Raw genomic sequence first — 20,267 nt, forward strand, 5'->3', positions numbered from 1 at the left:
ACTCACAATGAATATTCTGGTTTTTGGAAAAGATGGTCAGCTAGGTAAAGCCTTTGCTGAGCAGCTCAAGGCCGGGCAATTTAATCAGGACACAATCCGCTTTGTGGGGCGCGCCGATTGTGATCTAGCTAATACCCAGCATGTCAGCGATTTATTGCAGTCTTTTCAGCCTCAAGTCATTATCAATGCCGCCGCTTATACGGCAGTAGATAAAGCGGAGTCAGAATCTGAGTTGGCATTTGCGATTAACGCAAAAGCGCCAGAGACAATGGCAAGCTATGCAGCTAGTCAAGATGTAACACTGCTGCATTTCTCAACGGACTATGTATTTGATGGCACAAAGCAGGGCTCCTACACAGAGTTGGATCAAGCCAATCCATTGGGCGTCTACGGCAAATCCAAAGAAGCAGGCGAGCGCGCTATTGTGCAGGCCTTTGTTAAGGGCGCTGGCCAATATGCCATTTTGCGAACCAGCTGGGTTTATGGAAATGGCGCAAACTTTATTCGCACTATCTTGCGTTTAGCAAAAGAGCGTGCTGAGCTGCGAGTGATTGATGATCAATTTGGTATTCCAACTAGCGCGCAGTGGTTGGCAGAGCTTGGCTCGCAATTAGCATCGAGTCTTGCTAATAAACAATTTGCTTCGGGTATTTATCACGCTGTACCAGTTGGGGAAATCAATTGGTATGGATTGGCTCAATTGGCTGTGCAATCAGCGATTGAGGCTGGTGCAACCTTGAAGGCATCGTCTGGTGCCATTAGCCCCATTCCAGCCTCCCAATACCCTTTGCCGGCCCCAAGGCCAATGAATTCTCGTTTGGCCACGAACAAGCTGCAGAGTGAGTTGGAGCGCTTAGATCTTGTGTCAAAATTGCCTCATTGGAATACGCCGTGGGATAAGCAAGTGACTGCTTATGTACGGCAGCTATTAGCAGATTAAAAACAAAGAATTCAAATGAAGGTTTTAGGGTGCAAATGGTAAAAAATCGCAAAGGCATTATCTTGGCTGGTGGGTCTGGTACTCGCTTGTACCCAGTTACCCAGGCGGCATCAAAGCAGTTGATGCCGGCCTACGACAAGCCGATGGTGTACTACCCGCTAACCACTTTAATGTTGGCAGGGATTCGTGATATTTTGTTGATTTCAACGCCTCATGACACACCGCGCTTTACAGAGCTGCTTGGTGATGGTTCTCAGTGGGGTCTAAATATTCAGTATTGTGTGCAGCCATCACCAGATGGTTTGGCCCAAGCATTCACGCTGGGAAAAAACTTTATCAATAATCATCCCAGTGCATTGGTGTTAGGCGATAATATTTTTTATGGCCATGAATTGGTATCAAACCTAGAAAGTGCTGACGAGCGTGAACAAGGCGCAACAGTTTTTGCATATCACGTTACTGATCCAGAGCGTTATGGCGTGGTTGAGTTTGATAAACAGCATAAAGCAGTTTCAATTGAAGAGAAGCCTCTAAAGCCAAAAAGTAGTTATGCAGTAACAGGGCTCTATTTTTACGATAATCAGGTATGCGATATTGCGAGCTCCATTAAGCCTAGCGCGCGTGGCGAGCTAGAGATCACTGACGTAAATCGAGTCTACCTAGAAAAAGATCAATTAAGTGTTGAAATTATGGGCCGTGGTTTTGCTTGGCTAGATATCGGTACGCACGATTCTTTATTGGATGCAGCAGGCTTTATTGCAACACTGCAAAAACGCCAAGGTCTCATGGTGACTTGCCCAGAGGAGATTGCCTATCGCCAAGGTTGGATTGGTGCAGAAATGATTGAAAAAGTGACTGCGCAACTCAGTAAAAATAGTTACGGCCAATATTTAACTAAAGTGCTCAATGAGATTAATAGTGGTACCCAGTTAATTTCTTTGGCACATAAAAAAATTAAATGATGACTTCATCGGATAAGCAGGGGAAGGTTTCATCAACCCAAACATCTCTAGCGGATGTATTAATTATTCAGCCAAAAGTTTTTGGTGATGAGCGCGGCTGGTTTACAGAATCCTTTAATGCTCAAGACTTTTCTGACGTCACTGGCCTTGATGTAAATTTTTTACAAGACAACCATTCTTTTTCTCGTAAGGGAACTTTACGTGGATTGCATTACCAGTTGGAAAAGACTCAAGGCAAGCTTGTTCGAGTAGTGTCAGGCAGTGTTTTTGATGTTGCTGTTGATTTACGTAAAGGGTCTCCAACATTTGGTAAGTGGGATGGGGTAGAGCTAAGCGCTCAAAATCATCGGCAATTGTGGATTCCACCTGGATTTGCCCATGGCTTTTTGGTGCTTTCAGAAGCTGCCGAGTTCTTGTATAAAACGACCGATTACTATCACCCGCAAAGTGAAGTTTGCTTAGCCTGGAATGACCCTAGCGTTGGAATTCAGTGGCCTTTACCCACCGGGACTATTCCTAATCTGAATGCCAAAGATACCGCAGGCCTGACATGGGATCAGGCTCCTAAGTTTTAATGAGCACCCCTAGACCAACTCCAAAAATTTTATTGGTGAAGCTTTCCTCATTAGGGGATGTGCTGCATAACTTGCCAATCGTTTGGGATTTGCGAGCACGTTTACCTGATGCGCAAATTGATTGGGTTGTGGAAGAGGGCTATGTTCATTTATTACAACCCTTGCTCACTAAGCCAGGCTTTAAAGGTATTGACCGAATTATTCCGTTTGGTCTGCGTCGTTGGAAAAAGCATCTTTTTAAAGCAAGTACTTGGAAACAATTTTTTGCATTCAAACACCAGTTACAAGCTGTGCGATACGACTACGTTATTGAAACCCAAGGTTTATTGAAGTCTGGTTTGGTATGTGCGTTAGCAAATAAGTCTTCAGATGCTGTAGTTGCCGGCTTAGCCAATGCAACAGAATATTCGGGGTACGAACCCATTGTCAGATCGTTTTACAACCAATGCGTCCAAGTGCCATTCCAATGTCATGCGGTTGATCGTTCTCGTTGGGTCATGTGTTCTGCATTGGATTGGCCTTTATTGGAGCGCTCGGATCGACCACAGTTCTATCCGGCAGCATTTACGGAATCCTTGGCAAAAACTGCTACCTCAGATTTGCAAAAGCCTTATGTGCTTTGTTTTCATTCGACTGCTCGTGAGGCCAAGCGTTGGTCTAATAGCGATTGGATTGCACTAGGTAATGCGCTGTCCGGCAAGGGCTACCAGGTAGTATTTCCGTGGGGCAATGCTGCTGAGAAGTTGATTAGTCAAGAGCTTGCTGGCCAAATAACAGGTGCTGTAGTGCCGCCAGCATTTTCAATTGAGCAGGCATTTGCTGTTATTGCTGGTGCTGCGCTGACTGTTGGCGTTGATACTGGCTTAACTCATTTGGCTGCGGTGCTGGGTAAACCTACTGTAGAAATTTATTGCGATTCACCGCAATGGAAAACACATGGATATTGGTCAGATCGCACCCGCAATCTGGGAGATATGCGCTCACCGCCAAGTGTGGCAGAGGTTATAGAGGCTTCTTTGGAATTATTGAAGTAACTCTAAATGCTGTTTAGCGCAGCAAAGAATTAATCGCGATTAATTCTTCATCCGTTAAAGCGGCAGCATGTGCTTTCAACTTAATTGCATTCAGGATGGTGCTATACCTCGCTTGATGCAATAAAGATCTTGTGTTTATAAGCGTATCTAATGCAATCAATACATCGATATTAATTAAAGTGCCAACCTCAAATCCTAGCTTGCTAGATTCGAGCGCTGAAGAACTAGAGCGCTCTGCTGCTTCATAGGCTTTCACGCTTGCTAAGCCACCATAAAAACCAGTAAAGGCTGCGCGAGTATTTTGAGCGGCAGTGCGGCGATAGTTATCGTAGTTTGCTTTTGCCGCATCTATGAGAGTGGCGTTTTGACGAATCACCGAACTATTAAACCCACCAGAGACCAGTGGAATAGTCATTTGTAATGCCACGGTATTGTTATATACGTTCGTATTAGAAGGCGTATAACTATTCGGTGTGCCATTTGAGGTGTTGTAGCCCGAAGTGCCCACTAAATTCACGGTTGGGTAATTTAATGCTTGCGCGCCACGATAGGTGCTCTCGGCAAGACTAACGGAGAGTTGCCCCGCTAGAACATTAAAGTTGGCTGACTCCGCCTGATTAATCCAGTCATCTAATGTTTGACCAGGAGGCAGATGCGGATTGACGCTATCGGCAATTGGGTTGCCCTTACTGTCTTTTGGTTTGCTGCGAGGGTCTTTGAGAACGCCTTCAATCTTGGCGTCTTTAATAAGCGGCTTGATTGCACCAACTGGGCGGCCAACTAGCTGCTCTAAAGCGCCGCGTTTCACAATTAAATCAGCCTGCGCTGCGATCTCTTGAGAATTCGCTAAATCGAGGGCTGCTTGTGCAGTATTCACATCCACAATGGTGGCTAAGCCAGCATCAAACTTTGCTTGCGCTACCTCTAGCTGTTGTTTGATCAGAGACTTTTTATTTTGATAAAGCGCCACATTATCTTGACTTGTCAGCGCATCAAAATACGCCTGAGAAACACGTAGGATTAGATCTTGTTGCGCTAAGTAAAAGCGCATATCTGCTAATTTGGTATTCAGGTCACCTTGTTTAAATAATTCTAGGGCGGGGCAACATTAAATACGGGCTGAGTTAAGGTGACGGCGTAACTTTTTTGATCAAACACCCGAGAGTTGCCGGAAGTGTTTGAAACCACAGTATTGCTTGCGCCGTGCTGATAGTAACGAGTGCCACCAGGAGTGGCATTGGCTTGAGGCATCAATAAAGAGAAGCCTTGCCAGAAGAGCTCTTTGCTCGCCTGGTAGTTAAAGCGGGCCGCATTCAGCACGGGATCACTAAACGCCGCCTCTTGATAAAGCTGTATCAAGTCGTTCAACTGACCCTTGATGTCGTTGGCTTTGGCGCCATTGATGTTTGAGGGGGTCGACACGGCAGGAAAGGCTGGTTTACTAGGCGGTGGCGCAATCTGAGGGGGCTGCTCTAGGCCTATGAGCGTAGAAGCGCTCATCGGGGTTGGTAAGGCCGGTCTGGCGGCAGCGTTAGGGCTTTGGGCAAATGCGCTGCTTGACCATGAATTGAGGCCGAGCGCGTGACCTAGGATCAAACCAAAGGCGGTAAGTCTAGAAAGTCTGAAGCGTGCTGGGGTCATCTAATTCGGGTACTTTTTAATGTGCAATGAAGTTTAAGGCCAATTCGCTCTAAATGCTGGTTTTGGCTCAATTTTGCCAAATAAGTCTAGAAGTTTCAGATACCTATAAAATTTGGGCCATGGATCTAATTTTGCTTGGTAAGGCGGTTATTTTGGGGGTAGTGGAGGGCTTAACAGAGTTTTTGCCTATCTCCAGTACCGGCCACCTCATATTGGTGGGCGACCTACTCAACTTTAATGATGAACAGGGTAAGGCTTTTGAAGTCATTATTCAGTTTGGCGCTATTTTGGCGGTCTGCTGGGAGTTCCGCGCAAAGTTATTGAAGGTAGTAATGTCGATTACTTCCAGCGCGTTATCGCGCCGCTTTGTGCTCAATCTATTCATTGCATCCTTCCCGGCCATGAGCCTAGGTCTTTTGTTTAGCAAGCATATTAAGGCGGTTCTGTTCTCTCCTATCCCGGTAGCTAGCGCTTTCATTGTTGGCGCATTGGTTATTTTCTGGGCAGAGCGTCGTCAGCAATCTATATCCGTTACTAAGTCATATATTCAGACGGTAGATGACCTGACTCACCTCGATGCATTCAAAGTGGGGCTTGCTCAATGCGCCGCATTAATTCCTGGTACATCGCGTTCGGGTGCAACCATTATTGGCGGCATGCTGTTTGGTATACCGCGCGCAGTGGCAACGGAGTTTTCTTTCTTCCTGGCTATTTCAGTGATTGGTGGGGCAACAGCTTACGAGTTGCTCAAGCTTTGGAAAAATCCAGTGGCTATTTCAGGCGAGTATGGGTTTGCCATCTTGGTTGGATTTGTTGCTGCTTTCATTTCTGCTTTTATTTGCGTACGCTGGTTAATTCATTATGTGGCACATCATAATTTTGTGCCGTTTGCTTGGTACCGCATTGTCTTTGGTGCGCTGGTATTAATCAGCGCGTACAGCGGCTTAGTTGCCTGGTCTCACTAACTTATCAATTTTTTACAGAAAACCGGATTTCCTATGGATGTATCAATTGATGCGATCACCAATAATATTCAGTTAGCTTTAGCGCCTGTTTTTTGCTAACCGCTGTTGCAACCTTGATTAATGCGATCTCAGGCCGCCTCGCTAGATCAGTGGATCGTATGCGCACTATTCAGAGAGCAATCCAGATGGGTGAGGTTAAGGATGTGGCAGTGCTCGAGCATATGCGCAAAGAGGCGGATGAAGCAAAGGTTAGAGGTCGTCTCTGCACAGCAGCTATCTTCTTTGACGTGCTCAGTGGTGTATTTATTTCCCTCACCGTATTAGAGCTATTCTTCTTTCAGGCAGGGGCGGTGCGCTCTTTGCAAACAAGCTATGTCATTTGGACCTTTGTTTTGGACCTGATATCCTTTATGACATCCCTATCTATTGTTTTGGCTGAGGTGGTTTATGCCTACAGATCTGCTGGCTGGAACCCTCCAAGACACTATTAATCCAATTTTTACTTTTAATATTCACTCTACGTACAAATAAGAATAACCATGAATAAAATCCTCATCACTGGTGGCGCTGGCTTTTTAGGTTCCCACCTTACCGAGAAACTACTCAAAGAAGGCAATGATGTCTTGGTAGTGGATAACTACTTCACGGGCTCCAAGGAGAACTTGGCCCATTTGTTGCCTAACCCCCGCTTAGAGCTCATGCGTCACGATGTGACCTTTCCACTCTATGTAGAAACCAATCAGATTTATAACTTAGCCTGTCCAGCATCTCCGGTGCACTATCAATATGATCCAGTGCAAACTACCAAGACCAGCGTGCATGGCGCTATTAATATGCTTGGCCTTGCTAAAAGAACAAGAGCTCGCATTTTGCAAGCTTCTACGAGCGAAGTTTATGGCGACCCAGAAGTGCATCCTCAGCCTGAAGCCTATTGGGGCAAAGTAAACCCAATCGGTATTCGTTCTTGCTATGACGAAGGTAAGCGTTGTGCAGAAACCCTCTTTTTTGACTACAACCGCCAACACAACCTTGATATCAAAGTCGTACGCATCTTTAATACCTACGGCCCACGTATGCATCCTAACGATGGGCGCGTAGTGAGTAACTTTATTGTGCAAGCCTTACAAGGCGAAGACATCACAATTTATGGTGATGGCCAACAAACTCGAAGTTTTTGCTATGTCGATGACTTGATTGATGCCATGGTCAAAATGATGAACTCTGAAGAAGGGTTTACAGGACCAGTCAATATCGGCAATCCTGGTGAGTTCACAATGCTTCAGTTGGCTGAAACGATTCTCAAGCTCTCTGGCAGCAAATCCAAGATCATTCATCAACCATTACCTTCTGATGATCCAAAGCAACGTCAACCGAATATCGAGTTAGCTAAGGCAAAGCTGGGTTGGCAGCCTAAGGTGCATTTAGAAGATGGCTTGAAAGAGACGATTGCCTACTTCAAGAAGGTAGTTGCTTAAGTTGACGGTAGAGCATTCAAAAAATTTAGATAAGCGATTTGATCGCATTCGATCATTTGTTTTAAGGGCAGGTAGAACGACCGCTGGGCAACAGCGCGCCATTGATGAGCTAGGCCCAGAGTTTTTAATTCCATTTCAAGATCAGGTGCTGAACTTAGACGCTGCCTTTGGCGGCTCTAAAAACCCCAAGATCCTAGAGATTGGTTTTGGGATGGGCGAGACTACCGCCAAGATCGCAGCCCTCAGAACTCAAGATGATTTTTTAGCAATCGAAGTGCATCCACCAGGAGTAGGCGCGCTCCTGAAATTAATTGGTGAAAATAATCTCACCAATCTGAGGTTGATGCGCCATGATGCTGTCGAAGTTCTCGAGAAAATGCTCGCCCCAGAATCGCTTGATGGCATTCATATTTATTTTGCCGATCCATGGCACAAGAAGCGCCATCACAAGCGTCGCTTGATTCAGGCGGAGTTTGTAAAGCTCTTGGTGTCACGTTTAAAGCCGGGTGGCTATTTGCATCTAGCAACAGATTGGCATAACTATGCCGAGCAAATGCTCTTAGTGTTGAATGCCGAGCCTGTTTTAGTGAACACCTCAACCGAGTCAGTAAAAGTAGAAACTTTTACCGGGGAGGATGTCGCATTAGCTGATAAAGAGTCGAATGAATTTAAGCCGACTCACGAGCAGTTGGATGCAATGCATCCGGGTTACGTTGAGAGACCAGTGTATCGGCCGTTAACCAAATTTGAGAACCGCGGCATCAAGCTGGGTCACGGCGTTTGGGACTTGGTTTACAGAAAAAAATAATCAGCAGCAGATTTCAGGGAAGTAATGCGTCCCCTTATAAGCCGACGCAAACATATTTCATTTCCAAGTATTCATCCATGCCGTAGACGCTGCCTTCGCGTCCGAGCCCTGATTGCTTGATACCGCCAAATGGCGCAACTTCATTGGAGATAAGGCCAGTGTTGACGCCGACGATGCCATATTCGAGAGCCTCAGCTACTTTCCAGATGCGACCAATGTCACGGCTGTAGAAGTAAGACGCCAAACCGAATTGACTGTTATTGGCTAATTTGATCACCTCCTCATCGGACTCAAAGGGGATGACTGGCGCTACAGGACCAAAGGTTTCCTCTGTAGTGATGAGCATTGCATTTGTTACATTCGCCAAGATAGTGGGTTCGTAATAGTTCTTGCCTGGTATAGAGGCTTTGCCACCTGTGACTAATTTGGCGCCTTTACTGATGGCATCTGCAACGTGCTTCTCTACCTTCTTCAGCGCGGCAGTCTCAATGAGCGGGCCTTGTGTCACGCCAGACTCCATGCCATTACCTACCTTAATGGAGGCAATCGCTTTGGCAAATTTTTCTACGAAGGTGTCTTGCACTTTTTTATGAACGTAGAAGCGATTGGCACACACGCACGTCTGACCAGAATTCCTAAATTTCGAACTCATGGCGCCACTAACGGCTGCGTCAATGTCAGCATCTTCAAAAACAATAAAGGGTGCGTGACCACCTAACTCAAGCGCTAATTTTTTAACGGTGGGTGCACATTGTTCCATCAGAATTCGACCCACCTCTGTAGATCCCGTAAAGGAGAGATGACGAACAGTAGGTGAGGCACATAAGGTTTTGCCAATTGCAATGGATTGATTTGCATCAGCAGTCAGAATATTAATCACACCATGAGGAATGCCAGCACGTTCTGCCAGCTCTAAGGCGGACAAAGGGGTTGGCTCTGCAGGTTTAATCACAATCGTGCAACCAGCCGCTAGTGCAGGTGCAATTTTGCGAGTAATCACCGCAATCGGAAAGTTCCAAGGGGTGATTGCAACACAAACGCCAATCGGTTGCTTTAAGACCATCAGGCGTTTATCGCTCCAGGTGGTGCTGGGGATTGCACCGGATACTCGTTTTGCTTCTTCGGCAAACCATTCCACAAACGAAGCGCCATAAGCAACTTCGCCAGCAGCTTCAGTCAGCGGCTTACCTTGTTCGATGGTCATCAGCGTCGCAAGATCGCTTGTATTGGCGATGATGAGATCAAACCATTTGCGCATGATCTGCGCACGTTCTTTGCCGGTCTTTGCGCGCCACGCTGGAAGCGCATGTTCAGCAGCGCTAATCGCTAACTCGGAATCCCCGCTGCTGAGATTAGTAACTTGTGCAATCAATTCATCGGTCGCTGGATTGGTGACGGCAAAAGTGTCGCCACTAGATGCTTTAATCCATTTGCCATTGATATAGGTCTCTTCTTTAAACAGGCTGGAGTCTTTAAGAAGCGTACGAATATCGATTTTTTGCATGGTGAGCTTGCCAATAAAAGGTCGGTGACGAGTAAAAACGGGTCAATAAATAATATGCTTATTCTAGTCCTGAACAAAAGAAAAAGCCTCCGAGCCGAGGGCCAGGAGGCTAGGTTTACTGCTGGTGAACGCCGTTTTAGTTTGCTTTAGTTTCAGCGCTACGTAACTTTTGGGCCAACAGGTCTAAAACACCGTTAACGTATTTATGACCATCAGTGCCGCCAAAAGTTTTGGCTAGTTCAACCGCTTCGTTGATAGCCACTTTGTAGGGTGCCGAGAGATCCGCCGCTAGCTCATAAGTGCCAATCAGAAGGGCTGCATGCTCTACTGGGGAGAGTTCATTGATAGGGCGATCTAAAGCTGGGGTAATGATCGCTTCTAATTCATCAGTGCGATTTAAAACGCCGTCGAAAATGCCTTGAAAGAGTTCTAACTGGCAGCGACGGAAAGCTGGATCTTCAGAAAGTTGCTTCGCGATTGCAGCGCTATTGGGCAAGCTGCCCGCACGACGCATTACCAAACTTTGATAAACACCTTGTAGAGCGTATTCCCGGGCGCGACGACGAGGCGTCAGAGAGCGCTTTGGTGCTGCTGGCTGCGCATCTTTTGCCGCTTGGGTGTTTGGAGGCGTAAGAGGAGGTTTAGGCATGTCAGTCATTACGCTTCGCTAGGGTTAATTTCAATATCGATATCTGGTGTGAGGGCTAATGCGAGATTGGCCATCTCAACTACCGCTTTAGCGCAGTCAGCGCCTTTTACATTGACGCGAACTTGGGCTTGCTCATCGGTATCACAAGTTAAAACGCCATTGGCAATTGGAAGACCAGATTCAATCGAGATGCGCGTGATGCCGGCAGCAGACTCATTGGACACCAACTCAAAGTGATGCGTCTCACCACGAATCACTGCGCCTAAAGCTACTAAACCATCAAACTCACCAGTCTCAGCAAGTTTTTGTAATGCAATAGGAATTTCCAGTGCGCCAGGAACGGTAACTAATTTGATGTCTGATTGTGAAACACCTAAATTGATGAGTTCATGAATGCAGGCAGTAGTTAAAGCTACGCAATGGCCTTCATTAAATCGAGCTTGCACGATAGCAATACGTAAATCTTGGCCATTCAGATCTGCTTCTAGTACGCCAACAAAGTCATTATTTGAATTAGTCATGATATTTTTTTAAGAATTAAGGTTGATAAGGGGTATAGCCAGTCACTTCAAGCTTATAGCCTGAAAGACTTGGAACGGGGCTAGGGTTATTAGCAAGTAAACGCATTTTGCCGACGCCGATGTCCTTCAGAATCTGAGCGCCAATGCCATAGCTTCTGAAGTCTGTCTTGCGAGCCAAAGGCATTTGTGCATCACCTTGAGATTGGTTGAGCTTTTGAAATTGAGCAAGCCAATCTTCATTATTGGGTGCGGCAATACCAGCTGCATTGAGTAAGACGGCAACACCAGAAGATGAGGCAGCAATCTTTTGCAGGGCTTGGGCTAGCGGCCAAGAGTGTGTGCTGATTTGAGAATCTAAGAAATCCAATACTGTCACTGGCTCATGAACGCGCACGAGCGTCTCTTGCGCTTCAGAAGGTTTGCCATGAACTAAGGCGATATGCATGCATGAGCTTGGAGTGTCGCGATAAACAATACCATCGAACTTGCCCCAAGGTGTGATGAATTCGCGAGTGCCTTCGCGCACCACAATGCTTTCGTGTTGGCTGCGATATTGAATGAGATCGGCAATACTGCCAATCTTGAGTTGATGTTCTTTGGCAAATTCCAACAAGTCTGGTAGACGAGCCATGCTGCCATCATCTTTCATGATTTCGCAAATCACGGATGTGGGTGAGCAACCTGCCATGGCGGCAAGATCGCAACCTGCTTCGGTATGGCCTGAGCGAATTAATACGCCACCAGGTTGCGCCATCAAAGGGAAGATATGACCAGGCTGAACTAAATCGCTTGGCTTGGCATTGGGTGCAACTGCCGTTTTAATTGTCAGAGCACGATCTGCTGCTGAGATGCCGGTTGTAACGCCGGTAGCAGCTTCAATGGAGACTGTGAAATTGGTACCCATCGAAGTGCCGTTGTCGCGCACCATCAAAGGAAGATTGAGTTGTTGGCAACGCTCACGAGTGAGGGTTAGGCAAATGAGTCCGCGACCATGTTTGGCCATGAAATTGACTGCTTCTGCTGTGACATGGTCAGCGGCCAATACGAGATCGCCTTCATTTTCGCGATCTTCTTCATCAACCAGAATGACCATCTTGCCGGCACGGAGGTCGGCAATGATTTCTTCTGTGGAGGCAAGGGTATTTGGCATGGCCCTCTATTTTAAGCTGAGGAGCCCCTCTTTGTTGGTGCTTACAGCAATATCCTCGCTTTCTGACGGCAAGAGCCTTGGCCGGCTGTTTTCATGGCCAGCAGGCATTGGGAAAATGAGGGGGTGCTCAGTCCACCGACAAATCCCCCCCACTTTCCAGATCACCCCGGGAATGGCTTTATTTTGATCGAGGTTTTAGTAGCGATGAGCTTAATTTTGGGTGCATGGATGAACTTGATTCAAAGCTACCAGGTCTTGGGTTTGAAATTAATGCAACAAGAGAAGCAAAGAGCACTCATTAGAAAGGAGCAGGATGTTTTTGAAAGCGGCCTCATGGTTAAGAGCTTAAGCAATGAGCCTATTGGAATTTCTGGTCGGACTCACTTTGTGTACGCTTCTACTAAACCCGCTACTCAAATCCAGCGCTGATTTAGTTGCCAAGCAAATTCAGTATGAAAAAACGCAAGCGCTGATCGCTGAGGCTGATCGCGCATTTGAATTAATTGGGCGGGCAATTCGGATGGCGGGTTATCAAAATAGTAAAACCCGTGATCAACAGAAAAAACCGAAGAGGGAAAATTTCAAGAAAGTTCAATATATAGAAGTGCAAAAAAGAGCTGGCTATCGCGGCTCTGATGCATTGTTTATTCGCCACGAATTATCGGATGGCATCGATTTTGATTGCATTGGAAATACGCTTACGCAAGAGCGCACCAAAAGTCATCTGGCTCTGCAAGGTTTTTTAGTAAACCGACGGGCATCGCTGCCTAAGGGTACAAAAGCTAATGGAGGATCATTGATCTGCCAATCATTAGATCGTCAGGGCCGTCTACAAAACACAACCCTCATGAATGGCGTTGATGGCCTGTGGATACAAGAGATAAGCTCTGCTTCGGGCAAGTTTTCGCCGGATCAGAGTTTATTCAAAGTTTCATTACTCATGACCGATGGGGCCCAAGTAAACATTCAGCTTGAGCGGGTTTTTGCTACCCGAAATTTCTTGTGATTTTGGCTTGGGTTATTTCTCCATTGCTCTTGGGTTCTGCTTTGGTCAATCAATTGGAGCGACTGGCAACTTTGCGTATCGTTGAAGTAAATAGCATAAAGGTTGCGCATGCGAATTTCGTCGCCGCAGAAAAAGCTGTCTTGCAATGCGAAAAATCTATTTCAAATTTATCGACACTTGAAGAAAATCACTGCTTCATAGAACCTGTAGGAAAAAATCTTTGGCGTATTACTAGTAAAGAAAAACCATCGGTCCAAATTCATGTTCGGGTAGATGAAAAATCAGGTTTAACTAAACGCCTCAATTGGCGACAAGTATTTGAATAAGTATTATCAGTGGGCCCCTAATCCAGAAGCCGGATTTACTTTACTTGAACTCATGGCGGTGGTGTTGATGATTGCCATGATGGCTGTAATTACTATGCCACTGTTGCAAGCGCAAGTTGCCGCTCGAGAAATCGATTCCATAGCGAGGCGCTTCATTGCGCACGCACATTTTTCTCGTCAGCTCGCTTTATATCTTGGTGAATCAGTTACGCTATCCCCGCTTGAAGATCATGGTTGGGAAGGGGGTTGGGTGAGTCAACGTGGACGTGTTGCCAGAAAGCCTCTAGCCCAATGCTCGGCAAAGCGATGGTTGTCCCATGGTCATATTGATCCTGTCTATTTCAAGCTTGGCGGTAAACAATTTATTGATCCCCACTCTGGCAAGAGAGGCATTCTGTTTAATGCAGCAGGCGCAGCAAAAACGGCTCAGGGCGGTTTTGTGGCCAACCGCCTCATCTTGGGTCATTCGACGAGCCATAACGGCCTGGAGAGACACCTGATTTTAGGTAGTGGTGGGCGTTGGCGTATCTGTGACCCGGCGCGGGATGCAAAGCGCTGTCATTGAATGGTTTAATAGACCCATGTACAGCGCAGTTGACTATCAATTTATGAGCGAGGCATTGGCCGAGGCTCAAAATGCACTTTATCTATCAAACCCTAACCCAAGGGTGGGTTGCGTCATTGTCAAGGACGGCAAGATTATTGGGCGTGGATTTACGCAGCAAGTTGGCGGCCCTCATGCAGAAATTCAGGCTTTAGCTGATGCAAAGTCGCAGGGCAATGATCCTGCAGGTGCAACTATCTATGTCACATTGGAGCCCTGTAGCCACACTGGTCGAACACCACCTTGTGTAGATGCTTTGGTTGCGGCCAAGCCTGTAAAAGTTATTGCTGCCATGCTCGACCCTAATCCCTTGGTGTCGGGTAGCGGATTGGAAAAATTGCAGGCCGTTGGTATTGAAGTGCAGTGCGGACTAATGGAGTCTGAAGCACAAACATTGAATCGTGGATTTATTTCTAGAATGACGCGGGGCCTACCGTGGGTTCGCATGAAGATTGCCGCAAGTCTCGATGGAAAAACGGCATTACCCGACGGGCGAAGTCAATGGATTACCGGACCATTAGCTAGGGCTGATGGTCATCACTGGCGCGCTCAGGTTTGCGCTATTGTGACCGGCGTTGGAACCGTTAAAGAAGATGATCCCTCGCTCAATGTGAGGGATGTGCTTACTCAGCGTCAACCTTGGCGCGTCATTGTCGACTCTAAATTAGAGACCCCGCTAGCTGCCAAGATATTGAATAATGTGACCGCTTCATCGGGTGTCATCATTGTGTGTGCCAGTTTGAATAACCCTGGTATCCAAGAAAAAGCCAAAGCATTTCAAGAGCGTGGCATTGAAGTAGTCGCAATGGCTAATGCATTTGGCAAAGTCGATTTACCAAAGCTTTTCTCTTATCTTGCTAAAGAGCGCGGTATGAACGAGGTTCATATTGAGTCGGGCTTTAAATTAAATGGTTCCATGCTTAGAGAAGACTGTGTAGATGAGCTCTTGCTGTATTACGCCCCATTCTTCATGGGTGAGGGTATTGGTATGGCCAATGTGTCGACTCCATCATTAGATCTGCGTCAGGATTGGCGGATGATTGATCAGTGCCTGTTTGGGCCTGATCTGCGCTTGAGATACATTAAGAACTAAAATCTAGCCATGTTTACAGGAATCATTACTGCTGTCGGTCAAATTCAAAGCGCTCAAGCGAAGGGCGATGGTCTGCATTTAATCGTTGAAGTCCCAGCAGGGTACTTGGATGATGTTGCGCTTGGCGACAGTATTGCCATTCAGGGCGCATGTATGACTGCCACTCAATTTGAGGGCAATACATTTGCCTTAGATATTTCTCGCGAGTCACTCAATAAAACTGTTGGTCTAGATAAGGTTGGACCAGTCAATTTAGAAAAAGCTATGCGTTTAAGTGATCGTTTAGGTGGTCATTTGGTAAGCGGTCACGTAGATGGTATTGGTAAAGTGGCGCACTTTTCTCAAGTCGCACAGGATGCATATGGTTCTTGGTTGCTTCGCATTGAAGCTCCAAAAGAATTAGCGCCATTCTTGGCCTATAAGGGCTCTATCGTTGTGAATGGCGTATCGCTAACGGTAAACAAAACAGAAGATAGTCCAAACGCCTGTGTCGTGGACATTAATCTCATTCCCCATACCTTGCAAAGCACTACCTTAGGTGAGTTGCAGCCGGGCGATGCTGTAAATCTCGAGATTGATTTTATTGCGCGCTATGTTGCGCGTATGCTGTAAACGCAAGTTCAGCATTAAAAAATTTGATTCTAAAAATTAAATAATCAAATCACTAGAAGCAAGCGGCAGTTCTTTATTTGTTTTTCTGATAGCGAGTAGGGTCGCTCACATTGGCTTGCATAAAGCCTGCTTGTCTTAGGCGGCAGGATTCACATTCTCCGCAAGCCTCACCCAAATCATTGGCTTGGTAGCAAGAAACCGTTTGGGAGTAATCGACCCCCATGGTGCTACCCAATTGAATAATTTCTGCTTTAGTTAAGCTGATGATGGGCGCGTGTACCCTAAGCGATTTTCATCATTGATAGCTTCTACACCTGCTTTTGTTGCAAGGTTGGCCATATGTTCAAACGAGGCGACATACTCAGGGCGACAGTCTGGATAGCCTGAATAGTCCACTGCATTCGCGCCATAAAAAACATCCAGGCCACCAAGTGATTCCGCCCATCCCAAAGCAAGTGATAACAAAATCGTATTGCGCGCTGGTACATAAGTAATGGGGATCTCTTGGTCTTTGCCAGGCGTAACCGGAATGGCAATAGAAGAATCTGTTAAAGCGGATCCACCAAAGCGAGTAAGGTCTAAATTGACCACTTCGTGACGAATGACGCCAATTTGTTTAGCGATGTGTTTTGCTGCTGCCAACTCAGAAGAGTGGCGCTGCCCATAACCGACTGATAGGGCATACGGCGAGTAGCCCAAGTCTTTGGCTAGAGCTAAGACCGTAGTGGAGTCTAGACCCCCGGAAAATAAGATAACGGCAGGCGCACCCGGTTTGCATGGCGCAAGATTCTGAAATGCAGCAGACAGCTTAGACATATTTACTTGATGGCAGAAAGCAGTTGCTGTGCGTCTTTTGCTGCTTCGGTATCAGGATATTTAGAAATGACTTCGTTAAATGTTTTCTTGGCCGCAGTTTTATTACCGCTCTCCAATTGTGAGTTACCTAATGTCACCATAGCTCCCGGAATACGGGGGTGATTAGGATATTTTTTAATCAAGCTTTGAAGTTGGTTAATCGCGCCAGCATAGTCTTTGTTGGCGTATTTGCTATTGCCACCCCAATAGAGTGCTAAAGGCAAATATGGGCTCTTAGAGTATTTATTTGCAAATGCAGAAAATCCATCATCTGCTTTTTTCAGGCTGCCGGCTTGAAAAGCTTTTAAGGCATCGTCATACGCTTTTTTCTCGCCAGGTTGCACTGTGCCTGAGACACCTTCAATAGTTACCGTACGAGGCTCAAAATTACCAAGGCGTGTATCCAGATCTTGGTAATACGTTTTCTGACTGCTGGTGATGTCTTCACCTTGTTTTTCCAGCTCTTCGATTTTGCCGCGCAGTTCTGAATTTTCTGATTTGAGTTTATCGATCTGGCCTTGCAACTCCAGTTGGGTGGTTGCCAAAGTCTTGCGGATCTCTAAGATAGCCTTACGGGCCTCATCATCTGAGAAGAGTGCCCAGGCGCTATTGGATGCGCCTAAGCATATTACGGCAGTACTTAAACAAAACGCTCGTGAGAGCGTTTGTTTTGCAGAGTGTGAAAACATCTTCATTTAGCTCGTGATGTACACAATGTCAGCGCGGCGGTTTTCTGCCCAAGCTGCTTCATTGTCGCCTTCAGCTTTAGGTTTTTCTTTGCCAAAGCTCACTGCTTCTATTTGGTCATCAGAAACGCCCATTAGGTTTAAAGATTTGCGAACTGCATCTGAACGACGTTGGCCTAATGCCAAGTTGTACTCAGCAGTGCCGCGTTCATCAGTGTTGCCTTGAATAATGATCTTCTGTTTTGGATTTGCTTTTAAGTAACCCGCATGAGCAGACAACATTTTTTGGTATTTAGTTTGAACGGTGTACTCATCAAAACCAAAGTAAACGCTTTTTTCAAACAGTGGGCTACTAGGATCATTCCATGGCTGTGAACCAAACCTACCACTGCCGCTGCCATTAGCACCATCAGTATCATCTAACTTAACGCTAGAGCATGCAGCCATCAAAAATGCTGTGGCACCGATAAGGGCAAATGTCGCTGCGCGACGTGCGATAGAAATCTTCATGAATTTCCCTTTTTTCCTACAAGCCAAATAATCAATGAATTAGCAAACTCGCTCCAAAGGAGCTGATAGCTAATATTATGCCCCCAAGAATGCCAAAAGTGAGTATTTCACCCCCAAATAGGGGTGTTGTGGAGGGTTTTTGGGGCTTGGTGTTGCTGGACCTACTTAGTCCATAAATGGACCCCAGGATGGCTGACGGACGTCAGATCCTGGAATGCTCAACACTTGCTTGGAATTGCCATCCACGGATACTGCTGCCAGCACACGTTTTCCACCCACTTTAGTGGAGTAGAGAACATAACGACCGTTGGCTGCAAAGGAAGGCGATTCATCGCTAGTGCCATCAGTTAGGGCTTGCGCATCACCTGTAGCTAAATTCAGAATGTAGAGGCGATAGGCGCCACCAATATTGGCGATATAGGCTAAGTATTTTCCATCTGGAGAAATTCTTGGGGAAGTGACAAACCCTTGCTTGAAGGTAATACGCTTTGCACCTTCAACTTGTTCGCCTTCGGCGCTCATGCGATAGATCTGTGGATTGCCACCACGATCGCTTGTGAAATAAATATAGCGACCATCAGCCGAATACTGTGGCTCTGTATCAATCGTGTTGCCGCGCGTTAGGCGATGCAAGCCTGTGCCGTCTGCATTGATGCCGTAGATCTGGGTGTTGCCATCCTTAGAGAGTGAGATAGCCAGTTTTCTGCCATCAGGCGACCAAGCTGGTGCACTGTTATTTCCCTTTTGATTGGATAGGGAGATGCGACGACCGGTTGCTAACTCATGAACATAAATTACCGGCTTACGATCTTCAAAAGAAACATAAGCTACTTTCTTGCCATCTGGAGACCATGATGGCGAAATAATCGGCTCACCACTATTCATTGCATTGCGAATGTTCTGACTATCGGCGTCTGAGATCACGAGGCGATAGCGCTTACCATCCTTAATAACATAGGATAGGTGGGTCGAGAAGGCGCCACGCTCACCTAATAATTTAAAGATGACGTCATCAGCAATTTTGTGAGCTGCGGCACGCAAATTATCTGCGCTCGAATTGAGGTTTAAGCCGCCTAAACTTTGGGATTTACGAACATCAAATAGCTTGTAATGAATCTCAAACTGAGATCCGGCTGTTTGTACGACTGAGCCTACTACTAAAGCATCAGCTCCGCGTGCTGCCCAGGATTTGTAATTAGGCGTACCTTCATCATTTTCAGCAGTATTGCCATTTTCAGTATTTTTAAAGTAACCGCTACGTGCTAAGTCTTGGCGAATAATTTCAGTAACACTAGTAGGCAGTTTGTTCTCATCTTTAAAGCGCATGACTGCGATTGGATACAGTGATTGACCTACACCAGTGATTTCGATATTCATCTGCGCAAGTGCTGGCGTTGCAATACTGATAGTCAGTGCTAATACCACTGCAGATAAAGCGCAGACTTTGGAATGAAATTTGCCAATCAAATAAATTGCTAATTGCAACATGCTTTAGTCCTTGGGTTTAAAGGTCAGCTTTACTTCGCGCTGTGGAATTTTGCTATTGTCATCTTTCGGCAGGCTTTCTGCACGAGATAGGGCTAATAAAACTGCGCGATCCCAGCTTGCATTGCCGCTAGAGCTCAGGATGCTGGTGCTCAAGATGGCTCCATCTGGGGCCAGGCTTACTTGGATGACTGCTGCTGGATTGCCGCTCACAGATTCTGGATTAAAGACGATGAGCGGTTTTACTTTTTTAATAACCTTATCAGTCCAACCTGGAGGCGCATTGCCACCCCCACCAACTCCGCTTCCTACTGTGCCACCGCTGCCACCTTCAGCGCCTGCTGCTGCGCGCAAGCGAGCGAGTTGATCTGCGCGTACTTTTTCTGCTGCAGCATTGGCTTTGGTTTCTGCCGGAGAAGCGGCTTTAGGAGCTTCCACTTTCTTTGGCTTTTCTGTTTCTTTTTCCTTGACCTTCTCTTTTTCTTTCGGAGGAGGTTTAACAGCTTTCGGCGTTTCTTTTAGAACTTCTATTTTAGGAGGCTCTTTTTCAACTTGCTTTTTCTTGACTGCAATATCGGCAGCCTCTTCTTCCATTTCTGTTTTGAGTTGTGGCTCTGGAGGTGTTTCTACTTGCTGGGACGCATCCCAGAGCTCAACCTCAACTCCAGAAGGGGTGCTGTTATTCCAGCTAATACCAATCATTAAAAACGCGAGCAAACCTAAATGCGCTACTAAAGAAAAAGTAAAGGCACGTTTAGTGCTTTCTTGTTTCGTGGCGCGTCCCCGTTTGAACGGAGAGAGTGGTGATTGATAAGTTTGTGCGCTAGACATTGACAGTTAAAGCAAGCCTTAGGGCCTTACTGGGC

The 20,267-nt window shown here is 46.4% G+C and carries 23 protein-coding genes and 1 pseudogene; 13 read left to right on the forward strand and 11 right to left on the reverse strand.

The features are described from left to right. Positions 1-7: 7 nt before the first annotated feature. The 4 genes from rfbD to waaC are packed head-to-tail and all read left to right on the forward strand — an operon-like array spanning position 8 to position 3,511. A complete protein-coding gene (gene rfbD, locus DXE27_RS04670) occupies positions 8-940 on the forward strand; it encodes a dTDP-4-dehydrorhamnose reductase (protein WP_128113096.1) in 933 nt (310 codons plus the stop codon). 35 nt (positions 941-975) lie between these two features. Then, positions 976-1,902 carry a glucose-1-phosphate thymidylyltransferase RfbA gene (gene rfbA / locus DXE27_RS04675; protein ID WP_128113097.1) on the forward strand — a complete coding sequence of 309 codons (927 nt, stop codon included), beginning with the start codon at positions 976-978 and terminating at the stop codon, positions 1,900-1,902. Further along, positions 1,899-2,477 carry a dTDP-4-dehydrorhamnose 3,5-epimerase gene (rfbC, locus tag DXE27_RS04680; RefSeq protein WP_415064443.1) on the forward strand — a complete coding sequence of 193 codons (579 nt, stop codon included), beginning with the start codon at positions 1,899-1,901 and terminating at the stop codon, positions 2,475-2,477. The genes rfbA and rfbC overlap by 4 nt, the downstream gene beginning before the upstream one ends. Further along, the gene (gene waaC, locus DXE27_RS04685; RefSeq protein ID WP_128113098.1) at positions 2,477-3,511 is read left to right on the forward strand and encodes a lipopolysaccharide heptosyltransferase I; all 1,035 of its coding nucleotides are present in this window, start codon (positions 2,477-2,479) and stop codon (positions 3,509-3,511) included. Before rfbC ends, waaC begins: the two co-directional genes overlap by 1 nt. 13 nt (positions 3,512-3,524) lie before the next feature. Here the strand turns inward: waaC and DXE27_RS09090 are convergent, their stop codons facing one another. Further along, positions 3,525-4,562: a TolC family protein gene (locus DXE27_RS09090; RefSeq protein ID WP_197712302.1), complete on the reverse strand. Its 1,038-nt coding sequence runs from the start codon at positions 4,560-4,562 to the stop codon at positions 3,525-3,527. Positions 4,563-4,603: 41 nt separating this feature from the next. Then, the gene (locus tag DXE27_RS09095) at positions 4,604-5,152 is read right to left on the reverse strand and encodes a hypothetical protein (RefSeq protein ID WP_197712303.1); all 549 of its coding nucleotides are present in this window, start codon (positions 5,150-5,152) and stop codon (positions 4,604-4,606) included. Between the two features lie 119 nt (positions 5,153-5,271). Between DXE27_RS09095 and DXE27_RS04695 the strand changes: the two genes are divergently transcribed. From DXE27_RS04695 to trmB, 4 genes are all read left to right on the forward strand, one after another. Then, entirely contained in the window at positions 5,272-6,117 is an 846-nt protein-coding gene (locus DXE27_RS04695; RefSeq protein ID WP_128113099.1) for an undecaprenyl-diphosphate phosphatase, read from the forward strand. Between the two features lie 113 nt (positions 6,118-6,230). Beyond that, positions 6,231-6,608, forward strand: a complete 378-nt coding sequence (locus DXE27_RS04700) for a DUF2721 domain-containing protein (RefSeq protein ID WP_231969663.1) — start codon at positions 6,231-6,233, stop codon at positions 6,606-6,608. Between the two features lie 48 nt (positions 6,609-6,656). Beyond that, positions 6,657-7,592: a UDP-glucuronic acid decarboxylase family protein gene (locus DXE27_RS04705; RefSeq protein WP_128113100.1), complete on the forward strand. Its 936-nt coding sequence runs from the start codon at positions 6,657-6,659 to the stop codon at positions 7,590-7,592. Then, positions 7,585-8,400, forward strand: coding sequence for a tRNA (guanosine(46)-N7)-methyltransferase TrmB (gene trmB, locus DXE27_RS04710; RefSeq protein WP_415064444.1), 816 nt, complete (start codon positions 7,585-7,587; stop codon positions 8,398-8,400). Before DXE27_RS04705 ends, trmB begins: the two co-directional genes overlap by 8 nt. Positions 8,401-8,434: 34 nt before the next feature. On the opposite strand, the gene DXE27_RS04715 is transcribed toward trmB, so the two are convergent. The 4 genes from DXE27_RS04715 to ribBA all read right to left on the reverse strand — a co-directional run bounded on the left by DXE27_RS04715 (position 8,435) and on the right by ribBA (position 12,224). Further along, positions 8,435-9,904, reverse strand: a complete 1,470-nt coding sequence (locus tag DXE27_RS04715) for an NAD-dependent succinate-semialdehyde dehydrogenase (RefSeq protein ID WP_128113101.1) — start codon at positions 9,902-9,904, stop codon at positions 8,435-8,437. Positions 9,905-10,040: 136 nt separating this feature from the next. After that, a complete protein-coding gene (nusB, locus tag DXE27_RS04720) occupies positions 10,041-10,553 on the reverse strand; it encodes a transcription antitermination factor NusB (RefSeq protein ID WP_415064461.1) in 513 nt (170 codons plus the stop codon). Between the two features lie 8 nt (positions 10,554-10,561). Further along, positions 10,562-11,074 (reverse strand): 6,7-dimethyl-8-ribityllumazine synthase, encoded by a 513-nt coding sequence (gene ribH / locus DXE27_RS04725; RefSeq protein WP_128113103.1) that lies wholly within the window; start codon positions 11,072-11,074, stop codon positions 10,562-10,564. A gap of 16 nt (positions 11,075-11,090) precedes the next feature. Then, a complete protein-coding gene (gene ribBA / locus DXE27_RS04730; RefSeq protein ID WP_128113104.1) occupies positions 11,091-12,224 on the reverse strand; it encodes a bifunctional 3,4-dihydroxy-2-butanone-4-phosphate synthase/GTP cyclohydrolase II in 1,134 nt (377 codons plus the stop codon). Positions 12,225-12,576: 352 nt separating this feature from the next. On the opposite strand from ribBA, the gene DXE27_RS04735 reads away from it, so the two are divergent. From DXE27_RS04735 to DXE27_RS04755, 5 genes are read left to right on the forward strand one after another with little or no spacing between them, the layout of a single operon-like run. Further along, a complete protein-coding gene (locus DXE27_RS04735; protein ID WP_128113105.1) occupies positions 12,577-13,230 on the forward strand; it encodes a hypothetical protein in 654 nt (217 codons plus the stop codon). Then, on the forward strand, positions 13,227-13,556 hold the full coding sequence (locus tag DXE27_RS04740) for a hypothetical protein (protein WP_128113106.1): 330 nt from the start codon (positions 13,227-13,229) through the stop codon (positions 13,554-13,556). The genes DXE27_RS04735 and DXE27_RS04740 overlap by 4 nt, the downstream gene beginning before the upstream one ends. Then, positions 13,549-14,121: a pilus assembly FimT family protein gene (locus DXE27_RS04745; RefSeq protein ID WP_128113107.1), complete on the forward strand. Its 573-nt coding sequence runs from the start codon at positions 13,549-13,551 to the stop codon at positions 14,119-14,121. The genes DXE27_RS04740 and DXE27_RS04745 overlap by 8 nt, the downstream gene beginning before the upstream one ends. Before the next feature lie 16 nt (positions 14,122-14,137). Further along, positions 14,138-15,253 (forward strand): bifunctional diaminohydroxyphosphoribosylaminopyrimidine deaminase/5-amino-6-(5-phosphoribosylamino)uracil reductase RibD, encoded by a 1,116-nt coding sequence (gene ribD / locus DXE27_RS04750; RefSeq protein WP_128113108.1) that lies wholly within the window; start codon positions 14,138-14,140, stop codon positions 15,251-15,253. A 9-nt stretch (positions 15,254-15,262) separates the two neighbouring features. Then, the gene (locus tag DXE27_RS04755; protein WP_128113109.1) at positions 15,263-15,865 is read left to right on the forward strand and encodes a riboflavin synthase; all 603 of its coding nucleotides are present in this window, start codon (positions 15,263-15,265) and stop codon (positions 15,863-15,865) included. A 73-nt stretch (positions 15,866-15,938) separates the two neighbouring features. On the opposite strand, the pseudogene queC reads toward DXE27_RS04755, so the two are convergent. The 5 genes and pseudogenes from queC to tolA all read right to left on the reverse strand — a co-directional run bounded on the left by queC (position 15,939) and on the right by tolA (position 20,232). Beyond that, positions 15,939-16,681 (reverse strand): annotated as a pseudogene (gene queC, locus DXE27_RS04760) (7-cyano-7-deazaguanine synthase QueC). Between the two features lie 2 nt (positions 16,682-16,683). Continuing rightward, complete coding sequence (ybgF, locus tag DXE27_RS04765; RefSeq protein WP_231969664.1) at positions 16,684-17,409, reverse strand: tol-pal system protein YbgF; 726 nt, start codon at positions 17,407-17,409, stop codon at positions 16,684-16,686. A 6-nt stretch (positions 17,410-17,415) separates the two neighbouring features. Then, positions 17,416-17,916, reverse strand: coding sequence for a peptidoglycan-associated lipoprotein Pal (gene pal, locus DXE27_RS04770; protein WP_128113111.1), 501 nt, complete (start codon positions 17,914-17,916; stop codon positions 17,416-17,418). 165 nt (positions 17,917-18,081) lie between these two features. Continuing rightward, positions 18,082-19,404, reverse strand: coding sequence for a Tol-Pal system beta propeller repeat protein TolB (gene tolB / locus DXE27_RS04775; RefSeq protein ID WP_128113112.1), 1,323 nt, complete (start codon positions 19,402-19,404; stop codon positions 18,082-18,084). A 3-nt stretch (positions 19,405-19,407) separates the two neighbouring features. Beyond that, positions 19,408-20,232: a cell envelope integrity protein TolA gene (gene tolA / locus DXE27_RS04780; protein WP_128113113.1), complete on the reverse strand. Its 825-nt coding sequence runs from the start codon at positions 20,230-20,232 to the stop codon at positions 19,408-19,410. Between the last annotated feature and the right edge of the window lie 35 nt (positions 20,233-20,267).

It is taken from the genome of Polynucleobacter necessarius, assembly GCF_900096755.1.
Lineage (GTDB): Bacteria > Pseudomonadota > Gammaproteobacteria > Burkholderiales > Burkholderiaceae > Polynucleobacter > Polynucleobacter necessarius_K.